At 64.4% G+C, this 22,494-nt stretch carries 20 protein-coding genes; 8 read left to right on the top strand and 12 right to left on the bottom strand.

Features of this window, described 5'->3' with window-relative positions:
• The 4 genes from ACOCG7_RS12490 to ACOCG7_RS12475 all read right to left on the bottom strand — a co-directional run bounded on the left by ACOCG7_RS12490 (position 1) and on the right by ACOCG7_RS12475 (position 3,345).
• Positions 1-1,473, bottom strand: a complete 1,473-nt coding sequence (locus ACOCG7_RS12490; RefSeq protein WP_421375652.1) for an NAD-dependent succinate-semialdehyde dehydrogenase — start codon at positions 1,471-1,473, stop codon at positions 1-3.
• A 181-nt stretch (positions 1,474-1,654) separates the two neighbouring features.
• Complete coding sequence (locus tag ACOCG7_RS12485) at positions 1,655-1,960, bottom strand: helix-turn-helix domain-containing protein (protein ID WP_073428561.1); 306 nt, start codon at positions 1,958-1,960, stop codon at positions 1,655-1,657.
• A complete protein-coding gene (locus ACOCG7_RS12480) occupies positions 1,932-2,120 on the bottom strand; it encodes a hypothetical protein (RefSeq protein ID WP_143031962.1) in 189 nt (62 codons plus the stop codon). Before ACOCG7_RS12480 ends, ACOCG7_RS12485 begins: the two co-directional genes overlap by 29 nt.
• Before the next feature lie 208 nt (positions 2,121-2,328).
• Positions 2,329-3,345 carry a LacI family DNA-binding transcriptional regulator gene (locus tag ACOCG7_RS12475; protein ID WP_073428559.1) on the bottom strand — a complete coding sequence of 339 codons (1,017 nt, stop codon included), beginning with the start codon at positions 3,343-3,345 and terminating at the stop codon, positions 2,329-2,331.
• 214 nt (positions 3,346-3,559) lie between these two features.
• On the opposite strand from ACOCG7_RS12475, the gene ACOCG7_RS12470 reads away from it, so the two are divergent.
• The 6 genes from ACOCG7_RS12470 (at position 3,560) to ACOCG7_RS12445 (ending at position 11,180) form a co-directional block, all read left to right on the top strand.
• Positions 3,560-4,699 (top strand): ABC transporter ATP-binding protein, encoded by a 1,140-nt coding sequence (locus ACOCG7_RS12470; protein ID WP_073428558.1) that lies wholly within the window; start codon positions 3,560-3,562, stop codon positions 4,697-4,699.
• 113 nt (positions 4,700-4,812) lie between these two features.
• Positions 4,813-6,066, top strand: a complete 1,254-nt coding sequence (locus tag ACOCG7_RS12465) for an ABC transporter substrate-binding protein (protein ID WP_083081356.1) — start codon at positions 4,813-4,815, stop codon at positions 6,064-6,066.
• Positions 6,067-6,132: 66 nt separating this feature from the next.
• Complete coding sequence (locus ACOCG7_RS12460) at positions 6,133-7,038, top strand: carbohydrate ABC transporter permease (protein ID WP_073428557.1); 906 nt, start codon at positions 6,133-6,135, stop codon at positions 7,036-7,038.
• A gap of 19 nt (positions 7,039-7,057) precedes the next feature.
• Complete coding sequence (locus tag ACOCG7_RS12455) at positions 7,058-7,909, top strand: carbohydrate ABC transporter permease (RefSeq protein WP_073428556.1); 852 nt, start codon at positions 7,058-7,060, stop codon at positions 7,907-7,909.
• A gap of 37 nt (positions 7,910-7,946) precedes the next feature.
• Positions 7,947-9,911 carry a beta-galactosidase gene (locus tag ACOCG7_RS12450; protein ID WP_073428555.1) on the top strand — a complete coding sequence of 655 codons (1,965 nt, stop codon included), beginning with the start codon at positions 7,947-7,949 and terminating at the stop codon, positions 9,909-9,911.
• 108 nt (positions 9,912-10,019) lie between these two features.
• Positions 10,020-11,180 carry a glycoside hydrolase family 53 protein gene (locus tag ACOCG7_RS12445; RefSeq protein WP_073428554.1) on the top strand — a complete coding sequence of 387 codons (1,161 nt, stop codon included), beginning with the start codon at positions 10,020-10,022 and terminating at the stop codon, positions 11,178-11,180.
• A 75-nt stretch (positions 11,181-11,255) separates the two neighbouring features.
• On the opposite strand, the gene ACOCG7_RS12440 is transcribed toward ACOCG7_RS12445, so the two are convergent.
• The 4 genes from ACOCG7_RS12440 to ACOCG7_RS12425 all read right to left on the bottom strand — a co-directional run bounded on the left by ACOCG7_RS12440 (position 11,256) and on the right by ACOCG7_RS12425 (position 15,423).
• Positions 11,256-12,614, bottom strand: a complete 1,359-nt coding sequence (locus tag ACOCG7_RS12440) for an MFS transporter (RefSeq protein ID WP_073428553.1) — start codon at positions 12,612-12,614, stop codon at positions 11,256-11,258.
• Between the two features lie 331 nt (positions 12,615-12,945).
• Positions 12,946-13,290, bottom strand: coding sequence for a cupin domain-containing protein (locus ACOCG7_RS12435; RefSeq protein ID WP_073428552.1), 345 nt, complete (start codon positions 13,288-13,290; stop codon positions 12,946-12,948).
• Positions 13,291-13,324: 34 nt separating this feature from the next.
• Positions 13,325-14,305, bottom strand: coding sequence for a succinylglutamate desuccinylase/aspartoacylase domain-containing protein (locus ACOCG7_RS12430; RefSeq protein ID WP_073428551.1), 981 nt, complete (start codon positions 14,303-14,305; stop codon positions 13,325-13,327).
• A gap of 35 nt (positions 14,306-14,340) precedes the next feature.
• The gene (locus ACOCG7_RS12425; protein WP_073428550.1) at positions 14,341-15,423 is read right to left on the bottom strand and encodes a tartrate dehydrogenase; all 1,083 of its coding nucleotides are present in this window, start codon (positions 15,421-15,423) and stop codon (positions 14,341-14,343) included.
• 150 nt (positions 15,424-15,573) lie between these two features.
• Between ACOCG7_RS12425 and ACOCG7_RS12420 the strand changes: the two genes are divergently transcribed.
• Complete coding sequence (locus ACOCG7_RS12420) at positions 15,574-16,497, top strand: LysR substrate-binding domain-containing protein (RefSeq protein WP_073428549.1); 924 nt, start codon at positions 15,574-15,576, stop codon at positions 16,495-16,497.
• On the opposite strand, the gene ACOCG7_RS12415 is transcribed toward ACOCG7_RS12420, so the two are convergent.
• The 4 genes from ACOCG7_RS12415 to ACOCG7_RS12400 all read right to left on the bottom strand — a co-directional run bounded on the left by ACOCG7_RS12415 (position 16,494) and on the right by ACOCG7_RS12400 (position 20,465).
• Positions 16,494-16,991, bottom strand: a complete 498-nt coding sequence (locus tag ACOCG7_RS12415) for an Lrp/AsnC family transcriptional regulator (RefSeq protein ID WP_073428548.1) — start codon at positions 16,989-16,991, stop codon at positions 16,494-16,496. The genes ACOCG7_RS12420 and ACOCG7_RS12415 overlap by 4 nt on opposite strands.
• Before the next feature lie 60 nt (positions 16,992-17,051).
• Positions 17,052-18,449, bottom strand: a complete 1,398-nt coding sequence (locus ACOCG7_RS12410; protein ID WP_073428547.1) for an aspartate aminotransferase family protein — start codon at positions 18,447-18,449, stop codon at positions 17,052-17,054.
• 195 nt (positions 18,450-18,644) lie between these two features.
• Positions 18,645-19,571, bottom strand: a complete 927-nt coding sequence (locus ACOCG7_RS12405) for a 2-hydroxyacid dehydrogenase (RefSeq protein ID WP_073428546.1) — start codon at positions 19,569-19,571, stop codon at positions 18,645-18,647.
• 3 nt (positions 19,572-19,574) lie between these two features.
• A complete protein-coding gene (locus ACOCG7_RS12400) occupies positions 19,575-20,465 on the bottom strand; it encodes a GNAT family N-acetyltransferase (RefSeq protein ID WP_073428653.1) in 891 nt (296 codons plus the stop codon).
• A gap of 337 nt (positions 20,466-20,802) precedes the next feature.
• On the opposite strand from ACOCG7_RS12400, the gene ACOCG7_RS12395 reads away from it, so the two are divergent.
• Positions 20,803-22,281, top strand: coding sequence for an aldehyde dehydrogenase family protein (locus tag ACOCG7_RS12395; RefSeq protein WP_073428545.1), 1,479 nt, complete (start codon positions 20,803-20,805; stop codon positions 22,279-22,281).
• Positions 22,282-22,494 lie beyond the last annotated feature (213 nt).

The raw sequence follows: 22,494 nt of genomic DNA, 5'->3' as shown, positions 1-22,494 counted from the left end.
TCAATCGAGCCCGCCCTGGCACAGATACTTGATCGACAGGTAATCGTCGAGGCCGTACTTCGAGCCTTCGCGGCCATAGCCCGATTCCTTCACGCCGCCGAACGGCGCCGCTTCGCTCGACACCGCGCCCTCGTTGATGCCGATCACGCCCGCTTCGAGCTGGCCGGCCACGCGGTGGATGCGCCGCACGTCCTGCGTGTAGAAGTAGGCGGCGAGTCCGAACGGCGTGTCGTTGGCGAGGCGGATCGCTTCGGCTTCGTCGTCGAAGCGGAACAGCGGCGCCACCGGGCCAAAGGTTTCCTCGCAGCAAACGAGCATGCCGTCGCGCGTGTCGGTGAGCACCGTCGGCGCATAGTAGTTCGGGCCGAGTTCGGTCAGGCGCCTGCCGCCCGTGAGCACTTTTGCCCCTTGTTTGACGGCGTCTTCCACGTGGCTCGCGATCTTGTCGATCGCGCGGGTGTTGATCATCGGACCGATCTGCGCTTGCGGGTCGGTGGCCGGCGCGACCTTCAGGGCGGCGACGCGTGTCGCGAGCAGGTCGGCGAAACGCGCATAGACGCCGGCTTGCACATACACGCGGTTCGGGCACACGCAGGTCTGGCCGCCGTTGCGGAACTTGGCCGCCATCAGGCCCGTGACCGCCGCGTCGAGATCGGCGTCGTCGAATACGATGAAGGGCGCGTTGCCGCCCAATTCGAGCGACAGTTTTTTCAGCGTGGCCGCGGATTCGCGCGCGAGATGCTTGCCGACCGGCGTCGAGCCGGTGAAGGTGATCTTGCGCACGTGCGCGTCGGCGAGCCAATCGGCGACCGCCGCGATGCCGTTCTCACGCGAAGCCGACAGCATGTTCAGCACGCCGTTCGGCAAGCCGGCTTCCTGCGCGAGCGCGGCCAACGCGAGCGCGGTGAGCGGCGTATCCTCGGCGGGCTTGGCGATCACGGTGCAACCGGCCGCGAGCGCGGGCGCGATCTTGCGCGCGATCATCGCCAGCGGGAAATTCCACGGCGTGATCGCCGCGACCACGCCGACCGGTTCCTTCACCGCGCTCATGCGCTTGCCGCGCTGCTGCTGCGGAATCAGGTCGCCGTAGATGCGCGTCGCCTCGTCGGCGAACCACGCGACGTAGGACGCACCGTATGCCACTTCGCCGCGGCTCTCCGCGAGCGGCTTGCCTTGTTCCGTCGACATGAGTTTCGCGAGGTCGTCGGTATTGGCGACGATCAGCGCGTGCCAGCGGCGCAAGATCTCGGCGCGCTCGCGCGGCAGCTTGTCGCGCCATGCGGGGAACGCGCGGGCGGCGGCGTCGGTGGCGGCGCGGGCATCCGCCGCGCTGCTGTTCGCGACTTCGGCGATCGTCTCGCCGGTGGCTGGGTTGGTGACGGCGAAGCGGGCGCCGTCGGCGGCGCCGGTCCATGTGCCGTCGATCAGATTGAGCGGGCGGATCAGTTCGTTGCGCGTCAAGGCGAGAGACATGCGAATGCTCCTTCAATGCGGCGGCGCGGCCGCTTATTTTGGGTCGGGTGATGGATCGATGCTACGCGTGCGGCGCAGTCAATGAAACCGCCTGGCCGGGGCTTTCACGGTGTGCGCGAGGTTTTTTTGGGGCTGGCGCAGCATTTTATGCTGCGGGGTGTTCCTGCTGCTGAAATGGCTGTTAGCTCGAAGTCGGCGCAGCGGGTTCCTTTCGCCTGATCGGGACGAAGCCGACCCTCAGGCCGAAGAGCTTCGCCACGCTATTGAGCGAGTCGACGGTCGGATTGCCGGTCCCGCGCTCGATGTCCTGGATCACCCGGCGGCTCACGCCCCGATGCGCGGCGAATTCCGCCTGGGTGAGGCCGGTCATCGCGCGCATCGCTCTAAGGGCCTCGGGAATGGTCATGTCGCCCGCGTCGATCCTTTCGTAGAAAGCGCGGCGCAGCGCGTTCTGCTCTTCACGGGTAGGTCGGTTCCGGCGCGGCATGGTCAGCTTGTGGTGGTTGAAGGGCTTTGAGTTGTCGAACCTGCGTATCGATGTGCTGCGTCAGGAACTCGATGATGTCGTGATCGACGCCCTGCGCTTGCATGATGCCGGGCAGGCGTTCGACCCGCGCGGCAAAGCGGCTCAATGCCTCGACGAGCATGCGGCGCTCGTGAGCGGGTACAGGTAGCGCCGCGAGCACGTCGCACTGTCGTATTGCGCGCCTGATTGAGGTCACTCCTAATGCCGCATAAATGTAGCACGGTACGGTGAGGAACGGCTTATACGCTTCTTATAAGAGCTTTTTTGTCCCGATCGGTAGCTGATAGCTCGACGGTGCACCCGCATCCCACCCAACAGTGAAAACCCGCTTATTCCCTCCTCCGCACCCCCGTCGACGCGCGCACGACCAGTTCCGGCGGCGCGGCCAGCACCATCGACGGCTGCCGTTCCGGCGTCTCGATCAACCGGATCAAACTTTCGATCGCCAATTCCGCGATCGCCGCGGTTTGAATCGCGACCGTGGTCAGCGCGGGGTGCACCTGGTGCGCGAGCTGAATGTCGGTAATGCCGATCACCGACACATCGTCCGGCACCGCGCGGCCCAGCGTGATCAACGCTTGCGCCGCGCCGATCGCGAGCAGATCGTTGGTCGCGAAGATGGCGGTCAAATGCGGCCGGTTCGTCATCAACTGCATGCAGGCGGCGTAGCCGGCGTCGATCGAATCGCGAATCTGCAGCACGGCGGCGGCGTCGGTTTCGATGCCGGCTTCGCGCATCACCGCGCGAAAGCCGTTCGAGCGCGCATCCTGCAAGCCGCCGCAACCATCGCCGATCAAAAGCCCGATCTCGCGATGCCCGAGTTCCAGCAGATGCCGCGCGGCGAGCGCGCCCGCGCGCGCAAAATCCACGGCGATGCAGGGCAGCGCGGGCGGTGTCTCCGGGTGCTCCCACATGGCGAGCAGAATCGGCGCGCTATGTCTCGCCGACGCGCACAGATCGTTGATCTCGATGTCCGTGTTCATGACGAGCACGCCGTCCGCCAGCGTGCCCGCGATCTGGTTCAGATACGCGCGGCCGATTTCGGCGTCGTCGTCGGTGTTGCAAACCATCAGGAAGCGGCCGGCTTTGCGCGCCGCGCGCTCGGCGGCCAGCACGAACTCGGGGTAGAAGGGGTTCGAGATGTTCGAGAGCATCAACGCGAGCGTCGACGAACGGCCCTCGGCCAGCGCGCGCGCGTTCAGATTGGGCCGGTAGCCGAGATCGGCGATCGCCTTCAGCACGCGTTCGGCGGTTTCCGGGCGGACCTTCTCGCGGTTGCGCAACACGTTGGAAACGGTGGCGGCGGTGACGTGCGCGCGCTTCGCCACTTCGGATAGGGTGACCATGGTTTGTTGATCCCAGATTCAGGGAATGTGATTCAAATGTTGCAAGCGGCGGGCGAGGTTGATACTTTCTCGAAAACGCAGCAAGACACAAGGAGACGAGCCATCATGAATTCTTTCCCCGCCCTCGAATTTAAGCGATTAAACGCCTGCCGCACAAGGCCCGCCGATTTCTTTTTTCACGAAATTTAAGCGGTTAAATCCGCGTGGAGGCAGCATGGCGACGATCCGTCTCACGAATGTGCAGAAGTCATACGGCGACCATCCGCCGGTGATCCGGCGAGTGAATCTCGACATCGCGCAGCATGAGTTCTGCGTGTTTCTGGGGCCCTCGGGCTGCGGCAAGTCGACCTTGCTGCGAATGATCGCCGGTCTCGAAGACTTGAGCGAAGGCGAATTGCACATCGGTGGGCGCCTGATGAACGACGTGCCCTCCGCAAAGCGCGGCGTGGCGATGGTGTTCCAGAGCTACGCGCTGTTTCCGCACATGACCGTGTTCGACAACATGGCGTTCGGCCTGAAGCTCGCGAAGCAACCGAAAGACGTTATCGAGAGCAAGGTGCGCGAAGCCGCTCGCATTCTGCAACTCGAGGACTTTCTACAGCGCTACCCGAAAGCGCTCTCGGGCGGACAGCGGCAGCGTGTCGCGATCGGCCGGGCCATCGTGCGCGAACCCGGCGTGTTCCTCTTTGACGAACCGCTGTCGAATCTCGACGCCGCGCTGCGCGGCCAGACGCGTGTCGAAATCGCGCGGCTGCATCAACGGTTCGCGAATGCGAGCGTGGTCTACGTGACTCACGATCAGGTCGAAGCCATGACGCTCGCCGACAGAATCGTGCTGCTGCATGCGGGCGCCGATGCCGAACGCTTCGGCAGCATCGCGCAAACGGGCGCGCCGCTGGAGCTGTATCACCATCCGAAGTCGCGCTTCGTGGCGGGGTTCATCGGCTCGCCGCGCATGAATTTCGTGGATGCCGTTGTCGACTCGATCGAGCCGGGCAGAGTGGCGCTCACGCTCGCTCAAGGCGGCGAGCGCCTGAGCGTACATGTCGACGGCCAACGCTTGCAGCGCGGCCAGGCGGTCACGCTCGGCGTGCGGCCGGAACATCTGCGGCTCGATGGCGACGGGCAGTTCATTCAATGCGTGACGGTGCTGTCGGAACGGCTCGGCGAGCATAGCTACATTCACGCGGATCACGCGGCCGGCTCGCTCGTCGCCAAGGCACCGGGCGATACGCCGATCGAATCCGGCGAGCGCATTCGCATTCATGTGTCGCCTTCCGCATGCCATCTGTTCGACGCGGACGGCGTGGCTTTGCGGCGCAGCACGTTCGAGCCCGAGCGCGTGGCCGCTTGAGGCACGACGTAACGCGTGCTCGAGCTTCACCCAACCGAATTCCGCCACAGAGCGGGTTACACCGTCTGCCAGCCATTCGCTGTCAGCCAACAAGGTAGTCAAGGAGACAAAAGATGATTGCTCTTCGCCTTCGCCGTCTTGCCCATGCGTCGATTGCAGCCGCGCTGGTTGCCGGCTCGCTGTGCCATGCCGTCGCCGACGCCGCCACGCTCACCGTCAACGTAGCGGCGCGCGGCAACCAGCGTTCGACGTGGCAGGACGCGTTCGACAAGTTCAAAAAAGCCAATCCCGACGTCGACCTCAAGGTGACTTACATCACCGAGGAAGCGTACAAGGTGCAAATGGGCGGCTGGCTCGCCACCGATCCGCCCGATGTCGTGTCGTGGCACGACGGCGAGCGCATGGCGTATTACGCGCAACGCGGCCTGCTCGAAGATCTCTCGCCGGACTGGAGCAAGAACGGCTGGTCGCAGCAGTACGCATCGGTGAAGGAAGCGTCGACGTATAAGGGCAAGCAGTACGCGGCGCCGCTCGGCTACGACGCCTACGGCTTCTTCTATCGCAAGGATCTGTTCGAGAAGGCCGGCATCAGGAGCGAGCCGAAAACATGGGATGAATTTCTCGACGCCTGCAAGAAGCTGAAAGCCAGCGGCGTTGCGCCGATCGCCGTCGCCGCGCGCGATAGCTGGACACTGGCCGCATGGTTCGACTATCTCGACCTGCGCATCAACGGCAACGCTTTCCATCAGCAATTGATGGCCGGCGAAGTGCCGTACACCGATGCGCGCGTGAAGAAGGTCTACACCGCGTGGAAAACGCTGATCGACGATCACTACTACATCGACAACGCGCTTTCATACGACCTCGATTCGATCGCGCCGTTTCTCGTGAACGGCAAGGCCTCGATGATGCTGATGGGCACGTTCTTCTCGGCGAGCATTCCGGCGCCGCTCAAACCGCAAACCGGTTTCTTCCGCTTTCCCGTGATCGACGCGAACGTGCCGATGGCCGAGGACGGTCCGGTCAACGTGCTGCTGATTCCGGCGAAGGCAAGGAACAAGGCCGACGCCCGCAGGCTGCTGGCCTTCATGGAGCGGCCGGAGATCAACGCCGATCTCGCGAAGGGCTGGGGAACGCTGCCGTCGAACAGCCTGGCCGCCGAACCGGACGATCCGATTTCGAAGGTCGGTTTCCAGACGCTCGCGAACACCAAGGGCGGCATCGCGCAGTTCTACGATCGCGACATGCAGAAGGAAATGGCCGACGAAGGCATGAAAGCCATGCAGCAGTTCTACAGCGATCCGTCGCAACTCGACGCGCTGCTCGCGCGCCTCGAAACGACGCGCAAGCGCATCTACAAGAAGTAAGTCCCGGAGCGCCGGCGGCCTAGCCACGGCCGGCGCTCGCCTTCGATTTTCGACGAGGCCCGATCCATGTCTGATTCCGCAGCGAGCCGCCTGCCCGCGGCCCGGTACCGTCACGTCTCGACGACGCGCCGTCACCAGCACCGCGCCGCGTTTTTCTTCCTGCTGCCGGGTTGCGCGTTGTTCTGCCTGTGCGTGATTTACCCGATCGTGAGCAGCATCTCGCTCAGCTTCTATCACTGGGACGGCATGACGCCGAAGACGTTCGCGGGCTTCGATAATTACATCGAGCTGTTTCATGCGGACACCTTCTATACGGCGCTCAGGAACAACCTGATCTGGCTCGCGCTGTTCCTGCTGGCGCCGCCGCTCGGTCTGCTGTTCGCGTTGTATCTGAACCAGCATGTGCGCGGCATGCGCGTGGTGAAGTCGCTGTTCTTCGCGCCGTTCGTGCTCTCGGGCGTGGTGGTCGGTCTCGTGTTCAGCTGGTTCTACGACCCCGGCTTCGGCTTGCTGCGCCTGATCGTCGGCCACGGCATTCCGGTGCTCGGCGATCCCGGCACGGCGACGTTCGGCATTATCTTCGCCGCGCTATGGCCGCAGACGCCGTTCTGCATGGTGCTGTATCTCACCGGCCTCACGGGCATCAACCCCGAAGTGGTCGAGGCGGCGCGCATGGAGGGCGCGAAGGGTTTGCGTCTCCTGTGGCACGTGATTCTTCCGCAACTGCGGCCCGCCACGTTCATGGCCGTCGTGCTGACCGTGATCGGCGCGCTGCGCAGCTTCGACCTGATTGCCGTGATGAGCGGCGGCGGTCCGTTCGACAGTTCCACCGTGCTCGCCTATTACATGTACGACCAGGCCATCAAGTACTACCGCGAAGGCTATTCCGCGGCGATTGCCGTCGTGCTGTTCGCCATCATGCTCGTCTACATCGTGTTCCATCTGCGCCGCATGCTGCGCGAGGAACGTTGATTTCCAGGAGTCACGCGTCATGTATCCGCTTCCCGTCGAACGCTGGAAACCGCTCAATCGCACGCTATACAAAGCGTCGCTGCCGATCGCGCTGCTCGTGTGGCTGCTGCCGATGCTGGCGGTGCTGGTCACGTCGATCCGTTCTTCCGATGAGCTTTCTCGCGGCGATTACTGGGGCTGGCCCCAGCACTTCGCGTTGATCGAGAACTACGGCACCGCGCTCACGCAAACGCCGATGCTGCATTACTTCGCCAATAGTGTGCTGATTACCGTGCCGTCCGTGCTCGGCGCGATCGTGCTGGCGTCGATGGCGGGCTTCGCGCTGGCGACCTATCGGTTTCCCGGCAATACGGCGGTGCTGTTCGCGTTTGTCGCCGGCAATTTCGTGCCGATCCAGATCCTGATGATTCCCGTGCGCGACATGGCGCTGAAAGTCGGGCTCTTCAATACCGTGTGGGCGCTGGTGATTTTTCACGTGTCGTTTCAGACCGGCTTTTGCACGCTGTTCCTGCGCAATTTCATCAAGCAGTTGCCGTTCGAAATGATCGAGGCCGCGCGCGTGGAAGGCGCGAGCGAATGGACCATCTACTGGCGCATCGTGTTGCCGCTGATCCGTCCCGCGCTCGCCGCGCTCGGCATTCTGGTGTTCACGTTCGTCTGGAACGACTACTTCTGGGCGCTGTGTCTCACGCAAGGCGACGAGGCCGCGCCGATCACCGTCGGCGTCGCGGCGCTCAAGGGTCAGTGGACAACCGCATGGAACCTGGTGGCGGCGGGCTCCGTGCTGGCCGCGTTGCCTTCGGTGCTGATGTTCTTCGCGATGCAAAAGCATTTCGTCGCCGGCCTGACTTTTGGCGCAAGCAAGGGCTGAGCGCCCGTTCGAATTCATCTACCCACGAGACTCTCTCATGCAACTTGGCGTGTGTTACTACCCTGAACAATGGCCGCGATCGATGTGGGCCGACGACGCAAAGCGGATGGTCGAACTCGGCATCACGCACGTGCGGATCGCGGAATTCGCGTGGAGCCGGATGGAGCCGCGCGCCGGCGAATTCGCGTGGGAATGGCTCGATGAAGCCGTCGCCACGCTCGCCAATGCGGGACTGAAACTCGTGCTGGGCACGCCGACCGCGTCGCCGCCGAAGTGGCTGATGGACGCGCATCCGGACGTGTTGCCGGTGCGCGCCGACGGCACGCGCTGGAATTTCGGTTCGCGCCGCCACTACGACATTTCAAGCGAAGTCTATCGCCGCGAGTGCCGGCGCATCGTCACGGCAATGGCCGAGCGCTACGGACGGCATCCGTCTATCGTCGCGTGGCAGACCGATAACGAACTCGGTTGCCACGATACCGTGCCGAGCTATTCCGACGCGGCACGGGCGCGCTTTCAGGCGTGGCTGCGGCAGCGCTACGAGCGCATTGACGCGCTGAACGACGCGTGGGGCAACGTGTTCTGGAGCATGGAGTATCCGTCCTTCGACGCAATCGGCTTGCCGAATCTCACGCCCACCGACGCCAATCCGATTCATCTGCTCGACTTTCGCCGCTTCATGTCGGACGAAGTGGCGAGCTTTCATCGCGAGCAGATCGAGGTATTGCACGAGCATGCGCCGGCCGCCGATCTGCTGCATAACTTCATGGGTTTCTTCACGACCTTCGACCACTACCGCTTTGCCGACGACAACGCGCTCGATGTGGCCGCGTGGGACAGCTATCCGATCGCGCGCACCGAATCGATCGCGTTGCCGGAAGAGCAGAAGGCGCGTTACGCGCGCACCGCGCATCCCGATGTTTCCGCATTCGATCACGACCGCTATCGGGCGATCGGTCGCGGCCGTTTCTGGGTGATGGAGCAGCAAGCCGGACCGGTGAATTGGGCGCCGTGGAATCCGGTGCCGGCCAGGGGCATGGTCCGCCTCTGGGCTTACGAGGCGTTCGCGCACGGCGCGGAGCTGGTGTCGTATTTCCGCTGGCGTCAGTGCCCGTATGCGCAGGAGCAGATGCATTCCGGGCTGAATCTGCCGAACAACGAACTCTCGCCGGGCGGTCTGGAAGTGCAACAGGCGGCGCGCGAGATTGCGCGGTCGCCGGCATTGACGGGACTCGGCGCGCCCGCGCGCGCGTCCGTTGCGGTCGTGTTCGACTACGAGACGCAATGGATGTTCGAGATTCAGCGCCACGGCAAGAGCTTCGATTATCAGACGCTGGTGTTCGACTATTACGCGTCGCTGCGCGAACTCGGGCTCGACGTCGATATCGTTTCGAGCAAGGCCGACCTTTCGTCATATCGCCTCGTGGTCGTGCCGAGCATCGCGGTGATCGACGCTGCGCTCGTCGAGCAGATCGAGCGCGGCAGCGCGCACTGGGTTTTCGGTCCGCGAAGCGGTTCGAAAACCACCACCTTCGCGATTCCTTCGAGCCTGCCGCCTGGCGCGTTGCAAAGCGTCCTGCCGATGCAGGTGCTCGAAGTCGAAACGCTGCGTCCGACGCTTGCGCCCGCGATTTCCATCGGCGACGCGCAAGGCGTGGCGATCCATTGGCGCGAGCATGTTCGCGCCAATGGCGAGACCCGCATCGACGCCCAATTCGACGACGCGTGGCCCGCGATTCTTTCGCGCGGCAAGGTGCGTTACGTGGCGGCGTGGCTATCGCATGCGTTGCATCGCGCGGTCTTGCAGCAGGCGGCGAACGAGGCCGGCATCGAAACGCAACAGCTCGCCGACGGCTTGCGCATTCGCCGCCGCGGCGGTTTGACCTTCGCGTTCAATTTCGGCGCGCAGCCGGTGCAAGCGCCCGCGCCGGCCAACGCCACATTCGTGCTCGGCGATGCGCTGCTGAAAACCGGCGATGTCTGCGCATGGCAGGACGCTTGAACCGGCATTCGGCCAGACGTGGATCAAGTCGAAAGAAGGCATCGCAGGCGCTTCAACCCCGAACAGGCGGCCTTCCAAAAAGCCGCCATTCAACATGGAGGATGACAGATGAACCGAAGAGAAATGCTGGGATGGCTCGCTTCCGCCGCGGCCGCGGCCGGCGTCGGGGCGACGGTCGGCACGCCGGCTCTTGCTGCCGATTTGGCATTGGCCGGCCGCGGCAAGCGGTTTGCAATGGGCGCGGACGTCTCTACGCTGCTGGAACTGGAGGCGAACGGCGCGAAGTTCTACGAGCAGGGCGTGCCGCTCGACTGTCTGCTGCTCCTGAAGAAGCACGGCGTCGACTCGATCCGCATCAAGGTCTGGAACGATCCCGGCAATCCGGATTTTTTCCCCGCCGACCAAAGCCCCGCAGCCGGCTACAACAACGCCGAACATGTGCGCGTGCTGGCGCGGCGAGCCGCCGCGCTCGGCATGCGCGTGCTGATCGACTTCCACTACAGCGACTGGTGGGCCGATCCGGGCAAGCAGTATCCGCCGCATGCATGGGCGGGCAAGGACATCGCGCAAACTTGCGCGCTGTTGTCGGAATACACGTCGAACGTTCTCAGGATGCTCGAGCGCGACGGGGTGCGTCCCGAGTGGGTTCAGGTCGGCAACGAAATCACCGGCGGCATGCTGTGGCCGCTGGGCAAGTACGATCAGTGGGACAACCTCGCGCAGTTGCTGAAGGCGGGGCACGACGCGGTCAAATCGGTCGACGAGCGCATCCAGGTCATGCTGCATATCGACAGCGGCGGCAACAACGCGACGAGCCGTTGGTGGTACGACAGCGCGATACAGCGCGGCGTCACGTTCGATGTGATCGGCCTGTCGTATTACCCGCAATGGCAGGGGTCGCTAAGCGATCTGCAAAACAACGCGAACGATCTGGCGACGCGCTACGGCAAGGACGTGATGGTCGTCGAGACCGCTTATCCGTGGACCACCAGCGACGGTGATTCGGAGCCGAACGCGATGACCAACACCGGGTCGACGGCTTTCCCGCAGACGCCTGCCGGCCAGGCGCAGTTTCTCGGCGCGGTGACGGATATCGTGAAGGCGATCCCCGGCGGCCACGGCAAGGGCGTGTTCTGGTGGGAACCCGAGTGGATACCGACGCCGAACGTGGGATGGAAAGTCGGCGCCGGCGATCAGTGGGACAACAATACGTTGTTCGATTTCAAGGGCAACGTGCTGAGTTCGCTGGACGCGTTCCGCAAGCGCTAGAAGCGGCGAAATCTTCGTGCGATAGCAGGCGCCAGCGTCCCGGCGCCTGCTTCCTTGTCCACATCAATGCCCGCATCAATGCCCGAACGACTCCGCTTTCGGCGCATTCGCCGCGGCCGTGTGCGGCCGCACCGCCTGCTTGATCAGGAGCGCCACGCACGAAATCACGCCGGCCACCGCGATCGTCGCGAAGATACCGGCGAACGAGAAATGCCGGCGCGCCAGTTCGGCCACGAGGAACGAGCCCGCGATCCCGCCGAAGCGTCCGATGCCGAGCATCCACGCCACGCCCGTGCCGCGCCCTTCGGTCGGATAAAACGCGGCGGCGAGCGCCGGCATCGACGATTGCGCCGTATTCATCAGCACGCCCGCGACGAACACGATGAACACCAGCACGCCCACGTTGCCGACCGCCTGGCCGATGAAGTACACGCTGATCGCGGTGAGCGCATAGCAGGCCGCGATGATGCGGTTCGCGTTAAAGCGGTCCATCAGCATGCCGCACAACACCGCGCCCACGCCGCCGAGCGGGAACAGCGCGGAGATCAGCGTCGCGCGTTGCGGCGTGAGTCCGGCGTCCTTCAGCAAGATCGGCATCCAGTTGATCGACGCGTAAAAGATCACGAGGCCCATGAAGTAGGTGATCCACAGCATCACTGAGCCGATGATGTACGAGCGCGACAGCACCACGGCGAGACCCTTGCCGCCGGTTTGCGGCGCGGTTTCGGTCATCACGAAGGTGCCGGCTTGCGCCGCTTCGCTCGAAATGCGCGCGAGCGCCGCGCGAATCCGTTCGACCGGCTTGTTGTTGGCCACCATGTAGCGGACCGATTCCGGCATTTGCAACACCAGCACGATCAGCAGCAGAAGCGGCGCGACGCCGCCGAGCACCAGCACGCTGCGCCAGCCGAAGTGCGGAATCATCCACGCGGCGAGAAAACCGCCGAAGGCGGCGCCGAGCGGGAAGCCGCAAAACATCAGATTGATGAGGGTCGCGCGGCGGCGGTCCGGGCAGTACTCGCCCATCATCGTCACGGCGTTCGGCATGGCCGCGCCGAGACCGACGCCGGTGATGAAGCGCAGCACGGTCAATTGCTCGATGCTGTTCGAGAACGCCGAGCCGAGGCAGGCCACGCCGAACAGCAGCACCGAGCCGAGCAGCATGGAGCGCCGCCCGAGCCGGTCCGACAGCGGCCCGGAGCCCAGCGCGCCGCACGCGAGACCGAACAGCGCCGCGCTCAGCACCGGCGCGAGCGCCGGTTTCGTGATGCCCCACTGGACGATCAGCGAAGGCGCGATGAAGCCGATCGCGGCCGTGTCGAAACCGTCCAGCAGGACGATGACGAAGCACATGCAAAAGATCAGCCACTGGAACGGCGAGAAGGGCTGTTCGTTGAGGAAGGTTTGAACGTTCACAGCGGTGCTGCGGTTCATGGTGGGTCTCCTGACTGCGAAAAGGCTCGTTCATGGCGAGCCTCTTCTTATTTTACGACCGCTGTCGATATTTGCTGGCTAGTTTGTTCGGATATAGAACCGTGATTCTTTATATGAACAAGTGCGACTGTAGTGAGTTTGACGAGAACGGGTCAACGCGGGATTACCCGACATCGTTTGCAAGAATGGATCAGGCAGCGCGAACCGCTGGGGATGCCGCGGCGCGCGTCGATGTGACGGCAGGCGCCGGGAGAGGACGAAATGGGAGGGGGATTTCAAGCGCCGCGTCCACGGGTTGAAGACGGCGCGGCGCTTCATGCAAGCAAGCGGTTCAGAAGATCACATAAACCTTGCGGATGGTTTCCTCGACTTCCCACAGCCCTTCAGTGTTGGCTTCGAAAAAGAGCGTATCGCCGCTCGCGAAATGGATCGTTTCTTCGTTGTCGGGCGTGAAGCGTCCGCGCCCCGCGAGAAAGTGCATCACTTCGGCCTGTTTGACCGAGCGCCGGTAGGTGCCCGCCGTGCATTCGAAAATGCCGGCGTCGACGGATTCGCTGCCCTTGATCACGCGCTGCACGCCCGACACCTGGGCCGGCGTCGTGCCGGGCAGGCCCGCGGTGCCCCAATCCTCGAGATTGGTCAGATTCACGCTCTGCTCGATGTGTTGAACCTTCATCTTCACGCTGCCTTTTGAATGTGCACGAGCCGGGTCATCGGCCGGTGTTGGCGATGGTTTGCTCGATCTTGCCCAGCCGCACGACGGTCACGCCCGGACGCAGTTGCCGCAGCGAGGGCATGACGAGCATGCAGTTGTCGTAAGGCGTGGCGACCGCTTCGCCGTTCGACCAGCCGATCACCGCGCCGGCTTTGTCGAATATCTCAAGGCCGGTGTACGGCGCCGCGAAGCGAAAGTCCATGCTGCTCGCCACCACCGGCTGCGTCACGCGAACGATGTGCTGGACGGGCGGCAAGGGCGCGAGCCAATCGGCCGGCAAATCCGTTGCATCGACCACGCCCGCCAGCAACAGGAAGCGGGCGGTGGTGTCGCGCGCCACGGCGACCGCGCTTTGTTCCCAGTGTTGTCCGCATTCGATCAGCAACGCGTTCTTCGGACTGTCCGCCATGCCGAAGCCTGCGTAGTCGCGCATGCGGCGGCCTTCGGGATGCCCTTCGTCGCAGATCACGGTGGCGGGCGTGCCGAGTTGCACCGCGAGGTCGATGCCTTTTTGCAGCGGTCCCGCCACGATCAGCGGCTTGCTCTTTTCATGCATCGAATGCAGATCGAGCAGCGCGTCGACCGTATCGATCACCGGCCGCATCTCTCTCGCGCGCGCCAGTTCGCTGGACGTGCGCGACGTGTCGTCGAGCACGGCGGCGGTCCAGACGCGGTTGAAATCCTGATCGACGAAACGTGCCGCGTCGGGCTTCGCGGGATCGAAGCGCCGGTACGCGGCGACGTTCGCGAACGCCAGCGTGAGGCGCCCGCGCCGCGGCCGCAACGCGCGGCGCAGCAAGTCGTCCACGACGATTGCGCCGCACACCTCGTTGCCGTGCGTGAGCGCGTTGATCATCACGTGCGGTCCCGGCACGCCCGAGTCGAACGTGTGCACATAGGTAATGCCGGACGGCGACTGTTCATGCTTCGAAATATCGGGGAATTCGACCTCGATGGGATAGGCTTCCATGCTCATGCGCGTGTCCTGGCGTAGATAAGTAATCGAAACTCTCAAGCAAGCCTTGCCGCGATCGCCTCGCCCACTTCGGTGGTGTTCGCCTTGCCGCCCAGGTCGCCGGTATGCGGGCCTTCGACCAGCGTTGCCTCGATCGCCGCGAGAATCGCGTCGTGCGCCTCGCGTTCCTTGCCCGCGTGATTGCCGAGGAAGTCGAGCATCATCGCCGCCGACCAGATCATCGCGATCGGATTGGCGATGTTCTTGCCGGCGATGTCGGGCGCCGAGCCGTGCACCGGCTCGAACAGCGAGGGAAACTTGCGGTCGGGGTTCAGGTTGCCCGACGGTGCGAGACCGATCGTGCCGGTGCAGGCCGGGCCGAGATCGGAGAGGATGTCGCCGAACAGATTGGTGGCGACCACCACGTCGAAGCGGTCCGGGTTCAGCACGAAGCGCGCGCACAAGATGTCGATGTGCTGCTTGTCCCACGTCACGTCGGGATACTGCGCCGCGATGCCGGCCGCGCATTTGTCCCACCACGGCATGCTGATCGCGATGCCGTTGCTCTTGGTGGCCACCGTGATCTTCTTGCGCTCGCGCCGCTGCGCGAGGTCGAACGCGAACTTCAGCACGCGCTCGCTGCCGTGGCGCGTGAAGACGGATTCCTGCAACACGAATTCGCGCTCGGTGCCTTCGAACATCACGCCGCCCACCGACGAATATTCGCCCTCGGTGTTTTCGCGCACGATCCAGAAATCGATGTCGCCAGCCTTGCGGCCCGCGAGCGGCGAAGGCACGCCGGCAAAGAGCCGCGCCGGGCGCAGGTTGATGTATTGATCGAACTCGCGGCGGAATTTCAGCAGCGAGCCCCACAGGGAGATGTGGTCGGGCACCGTGTCGGGCCAGCCCACCGCGCCGAACAGAATCGCATCCGCCGATTGCAGTTGCGCTTTCCAGTCGTCCGGCATCATCTTGCCGTGCTTCGCGTAGTAGTCGCAGCTCGCCCATTCGATGTGCTGATACTCCAGCTCGATGCCGAAGCGCGCCTTCACCGCCTCCAGCACGCGAATGGCTTCCGGCATGACTTCGACGCCGATGCCGTCGCCGGGAATGACCGCGATCCGATAGGTGTTCGACATGTTCTGCTCCTCCGTTGGGTTTTCGATTCCGGCTATTTTATTCCTGCTGTTTGAGCCTAAAATGATCGCTTTAGTTAAGCCACTGTGCACGATTCGTGCACAAACGCATTCGCCTCGTCACAGGCATGATCACGTACCTTTCAACCACCTATGAATGCCATCCCGTCACCCGATCTCGGCGATTTGCGCGTGTTCTGCGAAGTGGCGCGCAAGTCCAGTTTCAGCGCGGCGGCGGAGGCCTTGTCGGTATCCGCGGCCTACGTGAGCAAGCGGATCAACGTGCTGGAGACTACGCTCGGCACGCGTTTGTTGCACCGCTCGACGCGCCGCGTCGCGATTACCGAAGCCGGCGAGCGCGTCTACACATGGGCTGAAAAGATTCTCGACGACGTCGAGCAACTGGTGGAAGACGTCTCCACCACGCGCCGCATTCCGGGCGGCAAGCTGCGCATTTCCAGCAGCTTCGGCTTTGGCCGCCGCTTCGTCGCGCCGGCGCTGGCAACTTTCTCCGAGCGCTATCCGCAACTGAGCGTGCGGCTCGATCTGTTCGACCGGCTCGTCGACGTGGCCGGCGAGGGCTTCGACCTCGACATTCGCATCGGCGACGAAATCGCGCCGCATCTGATCGCGCGGCGGCTCGCGTCGAATCATCGCGTGCTGTGCGCGTCGCCCGGCTATCTCGCGCGGCACGGCATGCCGCGGCAACTCGCCGATCTGTCCTCGCATGCGTGTCTCGCGATCAAGGAGCGCGACCATCCATTCGGTCTCTGGCGTTTGACGGTGCGCGGCGAAACGGCGTCGATCAAGGTGACGGGACCGTTGTCGACCAATCACGGCGAAGTGGCGGTGCAATGGGCGCTGGCCGGACGCGGCATCGTGCTGCGTTCCATGTGGGACGTGCGGCCGCTGCTGGAGAGCGGCCAGTTGCAGCAGGTGCTGCCCGAGGTCACGCAACCGGCGAACCTGTGGGCGGTGTATCCGGCGCGGCTCGCGCAGTCGGCGAAGGTGCGGGTGTGCGTGGACTTTCTGAGCGAGGAGTTCGCGCAATGGAGTCCCCCCGAAACCGCCGGCTAGTGATGATTCTGCGAGAACAAGGTTTCGAGCGGATAGTGGCTTTTCACGAACGGCGACTTGATGATCACGTAGCTGAAGTACTTCTCGATGCCGATATTGCGTTCGAGCAAGCCCTCCACGATGCTTTGATAGTGGCTCACGCTGCGCGTGACGAACTTCAGCAAATAGTCATAGCCGCCGCTCGCCAGATGGCACTCCACGATTTCATCCACGTCGCGAATCGCATTGACGAACTTGATGAAGTCTTCACGCCGATGGTCGGCGAGCGTGACCTCGGTGAAGACGATCTGCACGTCGCCGAGCTTTTCCAACTGAATCTGCGCACCGTAGCCGATGATGTAGCCGGCTTTCTCCAGACGCTTGACCCGGATCAGGCAAGGGCTGGGCGAAAGGCCGACCGCGTCGGCAAGCTCGACGTTGGTTATGCGGCCTTTCTTCTGCAACTGTGAAAGTATGCGCAGATCAATCCGGTCCAGCTTGCAGTCGCTGCTCATCGTAACGTTGTCGCTCTGGCGATCGGGTAAGGGAGTAAGGGGCTCGGGGTGCCCTCTACTCTAGCATGCAGTGGCATGAATTTTGACCTTCAGCGCGGCCCGGACATCGGCCTGCGCGAGAACGTCGTCGAGTGTCTTTTCGAGCCGCTCGAACATCAGGTCGAAGTCCGCTTCGGTGTACGAGAGCGCCGGTGCAAAGCCGAGAATGTTGTCGCCGAATGCGCGGAAAATCAGGCGGTTTTCATACGCGGCGGCGGCGATCCGTTCCGACAGTTTCAACGCCGGGTCGAAGCCCGCCTTGGTGTCCTTGTCCGCGACGAGTTCGAGCGCGCCGAGCAGGCCGCGATGGCGCGAGTCGCCCACCAGCGGATGCGCGAGCAGCGCATCGAGCCCTCGCGCGAAACGCGGCCCGCGCGCCACGCCGTTCGCGAGCAAGCCACCCTCGTGATAGAGGCGCAGCACTTCGAGGCCGATCGCCGCGCTGACCGGGTGCGCGGAATAAGTATGACCGTGGCCGACGACCGCTTCGGCGTCGCCGCTCGCAATGCCTTGATAGATTTCATCCGACATGAGCACCGCGCCCATCGGCGCATAGCCCGCGGTCAAACCTTTCGCCACCGTCATCAGATCCGGTTCGACGTTTTCACCCTGGCAGGCGAAGAGCGGACCGGTGCGGCCGAACCCGGTGATCACTTCATCCGCGACGAACAGGATGCCGAGCTTGCGGCAGCTTTCACGCATGGCTTTCAGCCAGCCGACCGGCGGCACGACCACGCCGCCCGAGCCCTGAATCGGCTCGCAGAAAAACGCGGCGACGTGGTCCGCGCCGAGTTCGGCCACCTTCGCTTCGAGCGCGGCCACCGAGGCGGCGATCAGCGCGGCGTCGTCGGCGAAATCGTTGCGGTACGCGTAGGGCGACGGCAGATGATGCTGGTTCGGCAGCGGCAGGTCGAAGTTGCGATGGAACGCGGGCAACGCGGTGAGCCCCGCGCCCATCGTCGACGAGCCGTGGTAGCCGCGCTGCAACGCGATGATGTGCTTCTTCGTGGGACGGCCCGTCGCATTGAAGTAATGCGTGATGAAGCGGATGGCCGAATCCACCGCGTCGGACCCGCCGAGCGTGAAGTACACATGCTGCAACGAGGCAGGAGACACCTCGACCAGTTTCCGCGCCAGTTCGATCGCGGGTTCCGAGCCGAAATGAAAATAGCCGGTGGCGTAGGGCAGTTTCTTCATCTGCTCGGTGGCGGCGTCGACAATGCTCTGCTGGCCGTAGCCCACGTTCACGCACCACAGGCCCGAGAATGCGTCGAGCAACTCGTTGCCGGCTGCGTCGCGTAGAAACGCGCCGCTGGCCGATTCGAGAATCGTGACGCCGCGCGCTTCGTGCGCGCGGTAGTTGATGACGGGGTGAATCAGGTGTTTGCGGTCGGCTTCAATGAGCGCTTGAATCGGCATGATGGTTTCTCGTCGCGGGAAGGGGCTGTTGACCGTTCCATACTACTGATCCGCGACTATCGCCCGCTTGGCTAAACAATTGCCTGAAAAGCGCGCGCGCCGCGTTTTGATGCGCGGCCTTAGCATTTTCTGCTGCGGACGCTGAAAAGCGGCGGCGCGAGGGTGTTGCAGTGCGTTCGATACAGCGCGCCGGGTTCAGTAGCCGCGCGTGCGGTCGACCAGGCCGAGCATCGGCAAGCCTTCGCGATGACGGCGCAGATTGTCGAGCACCACGTCGACGGCGGTGTCCGGCCGCGTCGAACTGGCGATATGCGGCGTGATGCGCACGCGCGGATGCGTCCACAACGGATGCCCCGCGGGCAAGGGCTCGGGATCGGTCACGTCGAGAATCGCGTTGCCGAGTTGGCCGCTTTCCAGCGCGGCGAGCAGGTCCGGCTGATTCAGATGCGGACCGCGCCCCGTTTGAATCAACGACGCGCCGCGCGGCAGCTTCGCGAACAGCCTGGCGTCGAGCAGCCCGCGCGTGGCCGGCGTGAGCGGCAACAGGCAGATCAGAATGTCGGTGCGCGCGAGAAACGCATCGAGCGCGCCTTCGCCCGCATGACAGTCGACGCCCTCGATCTCGCGCGGCGAACGGCTCCAACCCGCGCATGCAAAACCGAACAGACGCAGCCGTTCCAGCACCGCGGTGCCCAGCACGCCGAGTCCGAGCACGCCGATCCGGCGTTGGCCGGCGGGCCCTGGCGGCAGTTCGCGCCATACCTGTTGCTGCTGCTGCAACGCGTAGTCGAACAGATTGCGATGAATCGTCAGCACGGCCTGCGTGACGTATTCGACCATGCCTTCCACGATGCCCGGCTCGATCATCCGCACCACCGGCACGTGCGCTGGCACGCGCGACAGATCGAACTGGTCGATGCCCGCGCCCACCGAGAACACGACTTCGAGGTTGGGAAAGGTGCGCGTGGGATCGTCAGGCGGCTGCCAGGCGGCGAGGTAGCGGATCGCGGCGGGATCGCCGACTTCGGGCCAGACGTGAAACGGCAAGTCCGGCGCCTTTTGCGCAAAGAGTTTCGCCCATTGCGCGCCGCGCGCCGGATCGGCTTTATAGAGGAAGGCCATGCGTCAGAAAATCGCCTGATTGATGATGCCGTATTGCAGATAGCGCGTGTCCTTGCCGGCCGCCGTGCTTGCGCCGCCGTTCGCGAGTTCGGCCGGCGTCGCGTTGCGAACCATCCGCACGACGGTATCCACGCGCGGCAGCCCCAACTGTTCCAGCCAGTCGGTGAGCCCGCTCTCGCCGGGCGTATCGACTCGCACGAACACGCCTTCGTTGAGCGCCAGCCAATGACTGATGAGCGCCTTCGCGCGGCTCGAATCCTCCGACGCGGGCGCGACCACCGGTCCGATTGCGAAGCCCCGGCCGAAGCGGCGGAACAGCGCGAAGCCGATCAGTTCGCCGTCGCGGTCGAGCGCGATGCCGTCGGCGGCGCTCAGCAGCGCGGGCAAGACTTCGCCGCGATCCATGCCGCTCGCCTGCGAAGCCAGCTCGATCAGCCGCGCCGTATCGCTCGATCCCAGCGGACGCAAACGCTCGCCCGCCGGCAGCGACACCAGCGGCGGCTGGAATGCCGCGCCCTGATGCTGATCGAGCGTGCCGATCGCGCGAAAGCCGAGCTTTTCATAGAGCGGCTGGCCGGCGGGCGTCGCGTGCAGGAAGGTGACGCGGCCGCCGAGTTCCTCCAGCGCCAGTTCCATCAACTTTCTGCCAATGCCGCGCCCCTGGTGCGCGGGCGACACGATCACCATGCCGAGCGAGGCGCGCTCGGCGCCGTACTTCCAGCACAGCGCGGTGCCGATCACGCCGCTGGCGTCTTCCGCGACGAAGCCCACGCCCAGTTGCTCCACGAATCGCCAGTCGTCCGCGCGATGCGGCCATTTGAGTTCGACCGTGAGCGCGTGCGCGGCGGCGATGTCGTCCTGGGTGAAGCCTCTGTAGCTAATCGAATCGTTGATCGAAGCGGACACGCGGTACTCCCTGTCGTTCGGAGCGGGTGCAAGGCACCGGCTCCTGTCCATGCAAGATAGTTGACTGAAGACTTACGCCGTCACTGTGTCATTCAGTGTGCGGCGTGACTAGGACGATCTTTTTATCCGGGCCGCCTGTCAAGGCCGTGGAGAAAATCGATGCAAAACGCCCAGTCTGGGCATGCATTACAAGCATGTTGTGCTGCACGGCGATTTTTGTCGGCGACATATGCCGGGGCCGTGGCTCTACGATTTTGTCATCGCGGCGCAGTCGTGACGACGCGCCGCACGGGACCACCAGGCAGCCACACAGGACACTCTTCTCATGGACAGCTTCAACCCAGACGACGTCGCGGTTCGCAGCGGGCATTTCATCGGCGGCGAATTCGTGGACGTAGGCGAGCGCCGCATCGAGGTGGCGCGTCCCTCGGACGGCGTGGTCTACGCCTCGGTGCCGTTCGCCGACGCGGAGATGGTGGACCGCGCGGTCGAGAATGCGTGGCAGGCGTTCAGAACGAGCGGCTGGGCGCGCATGGCGCCGCGTGAACGCGCCAGGATCCTGCGGCGTTTCGCCGACCTGGTCGATGCCGATGCGCCCACGCTGGGCCGCCTCGAAGCGCTCGGCTCGACGCGTCCGATCGCGCAGGCCATCGGCTGGGACGTGCCGTTCACCGCCGAGGGCATCCGCTTCTATGCCGAGTTCGCCGACAAGCTCGGCGGCGACGTGGCCGCCACCGATCACGATCATCTCGGCATGACGATCGCCGAGCCGTATGGCGTGATCGGAGCGATCGCGCCGTGGAATTTCCCGCTGGTGATGGCGTCGTGGAAGATCGCGCCCGCGCTCGCGGCGGGCAACGCGGTGGTGCTCAAGCCCTCGGAGATGACGCCGTTCTCGGTGTTGCGGCTCGCCGAACTCGCCGTGCAGGCGGGCGTGCCCGCGGGCATCTTCAACGTGATTCAAGGCGACGGACGCGTGACCGGCGACGAGCTGGTGCGTCATCCGAGGATCAGCAAGGTGACCTTCACCGGCTCCACGCGCACGGGCGCGTCGATCATGGCGGCTTGCGCGAATAGCGGCACCAAGCCGGTCACGCTCGAACTCGGCGGCAAGAGCCCGCAAATCGTCTTCGCGGATGCGCCGCGTCTGGACGACGTCGCGCGGCGCATTGCCGGCGCGATCACCGGCAATGCCGGCCAGGTGTGCGTGGCGGGCTCGCGTCTGCTGGTCGAGCGCTCGCTGGCGGAACCGCTCGCCGAGCGCATCGGCAGGATCTTCGCCGAGTCGAAAGCGGGCGCGACGTGGGCCGCGGGCACCACGCTCTCGCCGATCATCTCGGCGCCGCAGGCGGCGCGCATCGAGGCAATCGTGGGGCGCACGCTCGAAGCGGGCGCGACCTTGCGCTACGGCGGCGTGCGAGCCGACGGCGGCGCGCACGGCGCTTTCTATACGCCTACGTTGCTGACGGACGTCACGGCTCGATCGGAGGCGGTGCGCGAGGAAGTCTTCGGCCCGGTGCTGACGCTGCAAACCTTCGACACCGAGGAGGAAGCGCTCGCGCTCGCCCAGCATCCCGAGTACGGGCTCGCGGCCGGCGTGCATACCGCCGACCTGGGCCGGGCGCTGCGCTTCGTGCGCGGTCTCGAAGCGGGCACGGTGTGGGTCAACCGCTACGGCCGCACGTCCGACTTCATGATCCCGACGGGCGGCTATAAGCGTTCCGGCATCGGCAAGGACCTCGGCCGCCAGGCCTACGAGGCGAACCTGCGCTTCAAGAGCGTGCTGATCGATTTGCGGGTATGACGGCGAACGCCGGGCGTCTCGTCTTGCATCGCGTCGCCTTTCGCAGCGCTGCATAACGGCGGTAAACCGGGCGATGAAACCGGTGGTAAACCCGATGCCAAATCGGCCGCAACCCAACAGCCACGGGGCTTGCAGGAGAGCACGGCACACTGTGCTGCGCGACGGCCCCAAAACGCATGGTTTGTGTCACCGGCAGCGCGCGAATCAGGAACA

Source organism: Paraburkholderia sp. DD10 (genome assembly GCF_049177125.1).
GTDB lineage: Bacteria > Pseudomonadota > Gammaproteobacteria > Burkholderiales > Burkholderiaceae > Paraburkholderia > Paraburkholderia terricola.
This window is presented reverse-complemented; position numbering and strand designations above follow the sequence as displayed.

Excerpts from the sequence above, each read along its gene's own strand:
- ACOCG7_RS12490 (WP_421375652.1), bottom strand. The coding sequence starts at position 1,473 with ATGTCTCTCGCCTTGACGCGCAACGAACTGATCCGCCCGCTCAATCTG.
- ACOCG7_RS12485 (WP_073428561.1), bottom strand. The coding sequence starts at position 1,960 with ATGCCGCGCCGGAACCGACCTACCCGTGAAGAGCAGAACGCGCTGCGC.
- ACOCG7_RS12480 (WP_143031962.1), bottom strand. The coding sequence starts at position 2,120 with ATGCTCGTCGAGGCATTGAGCCGCTTTGCCGCGCGGGTCGAACGCCTG.
- ACOCG7_RS12475 (WP_073428559.1), bottom strand. The coding sequence starts at position 3,345 with ATGGTCACCCTATCCGAAGTGGCGAAGCGCGCGCACGTCACCGCCGCC.
- ACOCG7_RS12470 (WP_073428558.1), top strand. The coding sequence starts at position 3,560 with ATGGCGACGATCCGTCTCACGAATGTGCAGAAGTCATACGGCGACCAT.
- ACOCG7_RS12465 (WP_083081356.1), top strand. The coding sequence starts at position 4,813 with ATGATTGCTCTTCGCCTTCGCCGTCTTGCCCATGCGTCGATTGCAGCC.
- ACOCG7_RS12460 (WP_073428557.1), top strand. The coding sequence starts at position 6,133 with ATGTCTGATTCCGCAGCGAGCCGCCTGCCCGCGGCCCGGTACCGTCAC.
- ACOCG7_RS12455 (WP_073428556.1), top strand. The coding sequence starts at position 7,058 with ATGTATCCGCTTCCCGTCGAACGCTGGAAACCGCTCAATCGCACGCTA.
- ACOCG7_RS12450 (WP_073428555.1), top strand. The coding sequence starts at position 7,947 with ATGCAACTTGGCGTGTGTTACTACCCTGAACAATGGCCGCGATCGATG.
- ACOCG7_RS12445 (WP_073428554.1), top strand. The coding sequence starts at position 10,020 with ATGAACCGAAGAGAAATGCTGGGATGGCTCGCTTCCGCCGCGGCCGCG.
- ACOCG7_RS12440 (WP_073428553.1), bottom strand. The coding sequence starts at position 12,614 with ATGAACCGCAGCACCGCTGTGAACGTTCAAACCTTCCTCAACGAACAG.
- ACOCG7_RS12435 (WP_073428552.1), bottom strand. The coding sequence starts at position 13,290 with ATGAAGGTTCAACACATCGAGCAGAGCGTGAATCTGACCAATCTCGAG.
- ACOCG7_RS12430 (WP_073428551.1), bottom strand. The coding sequence starts at position 14,305 with ATGAGCATGGAAGCCTATCCCATCGAGGTCGAATTCCCCGATATTTCG.
- ACOCG7_RS12425 (WP_073428550.1), bottom strand. The coding sequence starts at position 15,423 with ATGTCGAACACCTATCGGATCGCGGTCATTCCCGGCGACGGCATCGGC.
- ACOCG7_RS12420 (WP_073428549.1), top strand. The coding sequence starts at position 15,574 with ATGAATGCCATCCCGTCACCCGATCTCGGCGATTTGCGCGTGTTCTGC.
- ACOCG7_RS12415 (WP_073428548.1), bottom strand. The coding sequence starts at position 16,991 with ATGAGCAGCGACTGCAAGCTGGACCGGATTGATCTGCGCATACTTTCA.
- ACOCG7_RS12410 (WP_073428547.1), bottom strand. The coding sequence starts at position 18,449 with ATGCCGATTCAAGCGCTCATTGAAGCCGACCGCAAACACCTGATTCAC.
- ACOCG7_RS12405 (WP_073428546.1), bottom strand. The coding sequence starts at position 19,571 with ATGGCCTTCCTCTATAAAGCCGATCCGGCGCGCGGCGCGCAATGGGCG.
- ACOCG7_RS12395 (WP_073428545.1), top strand. The coding sequence starts at position 20,803 with ATGGACAGCTTCAACCCAGACGACGTCGCGGTTCGCAGCGGGCATTTC.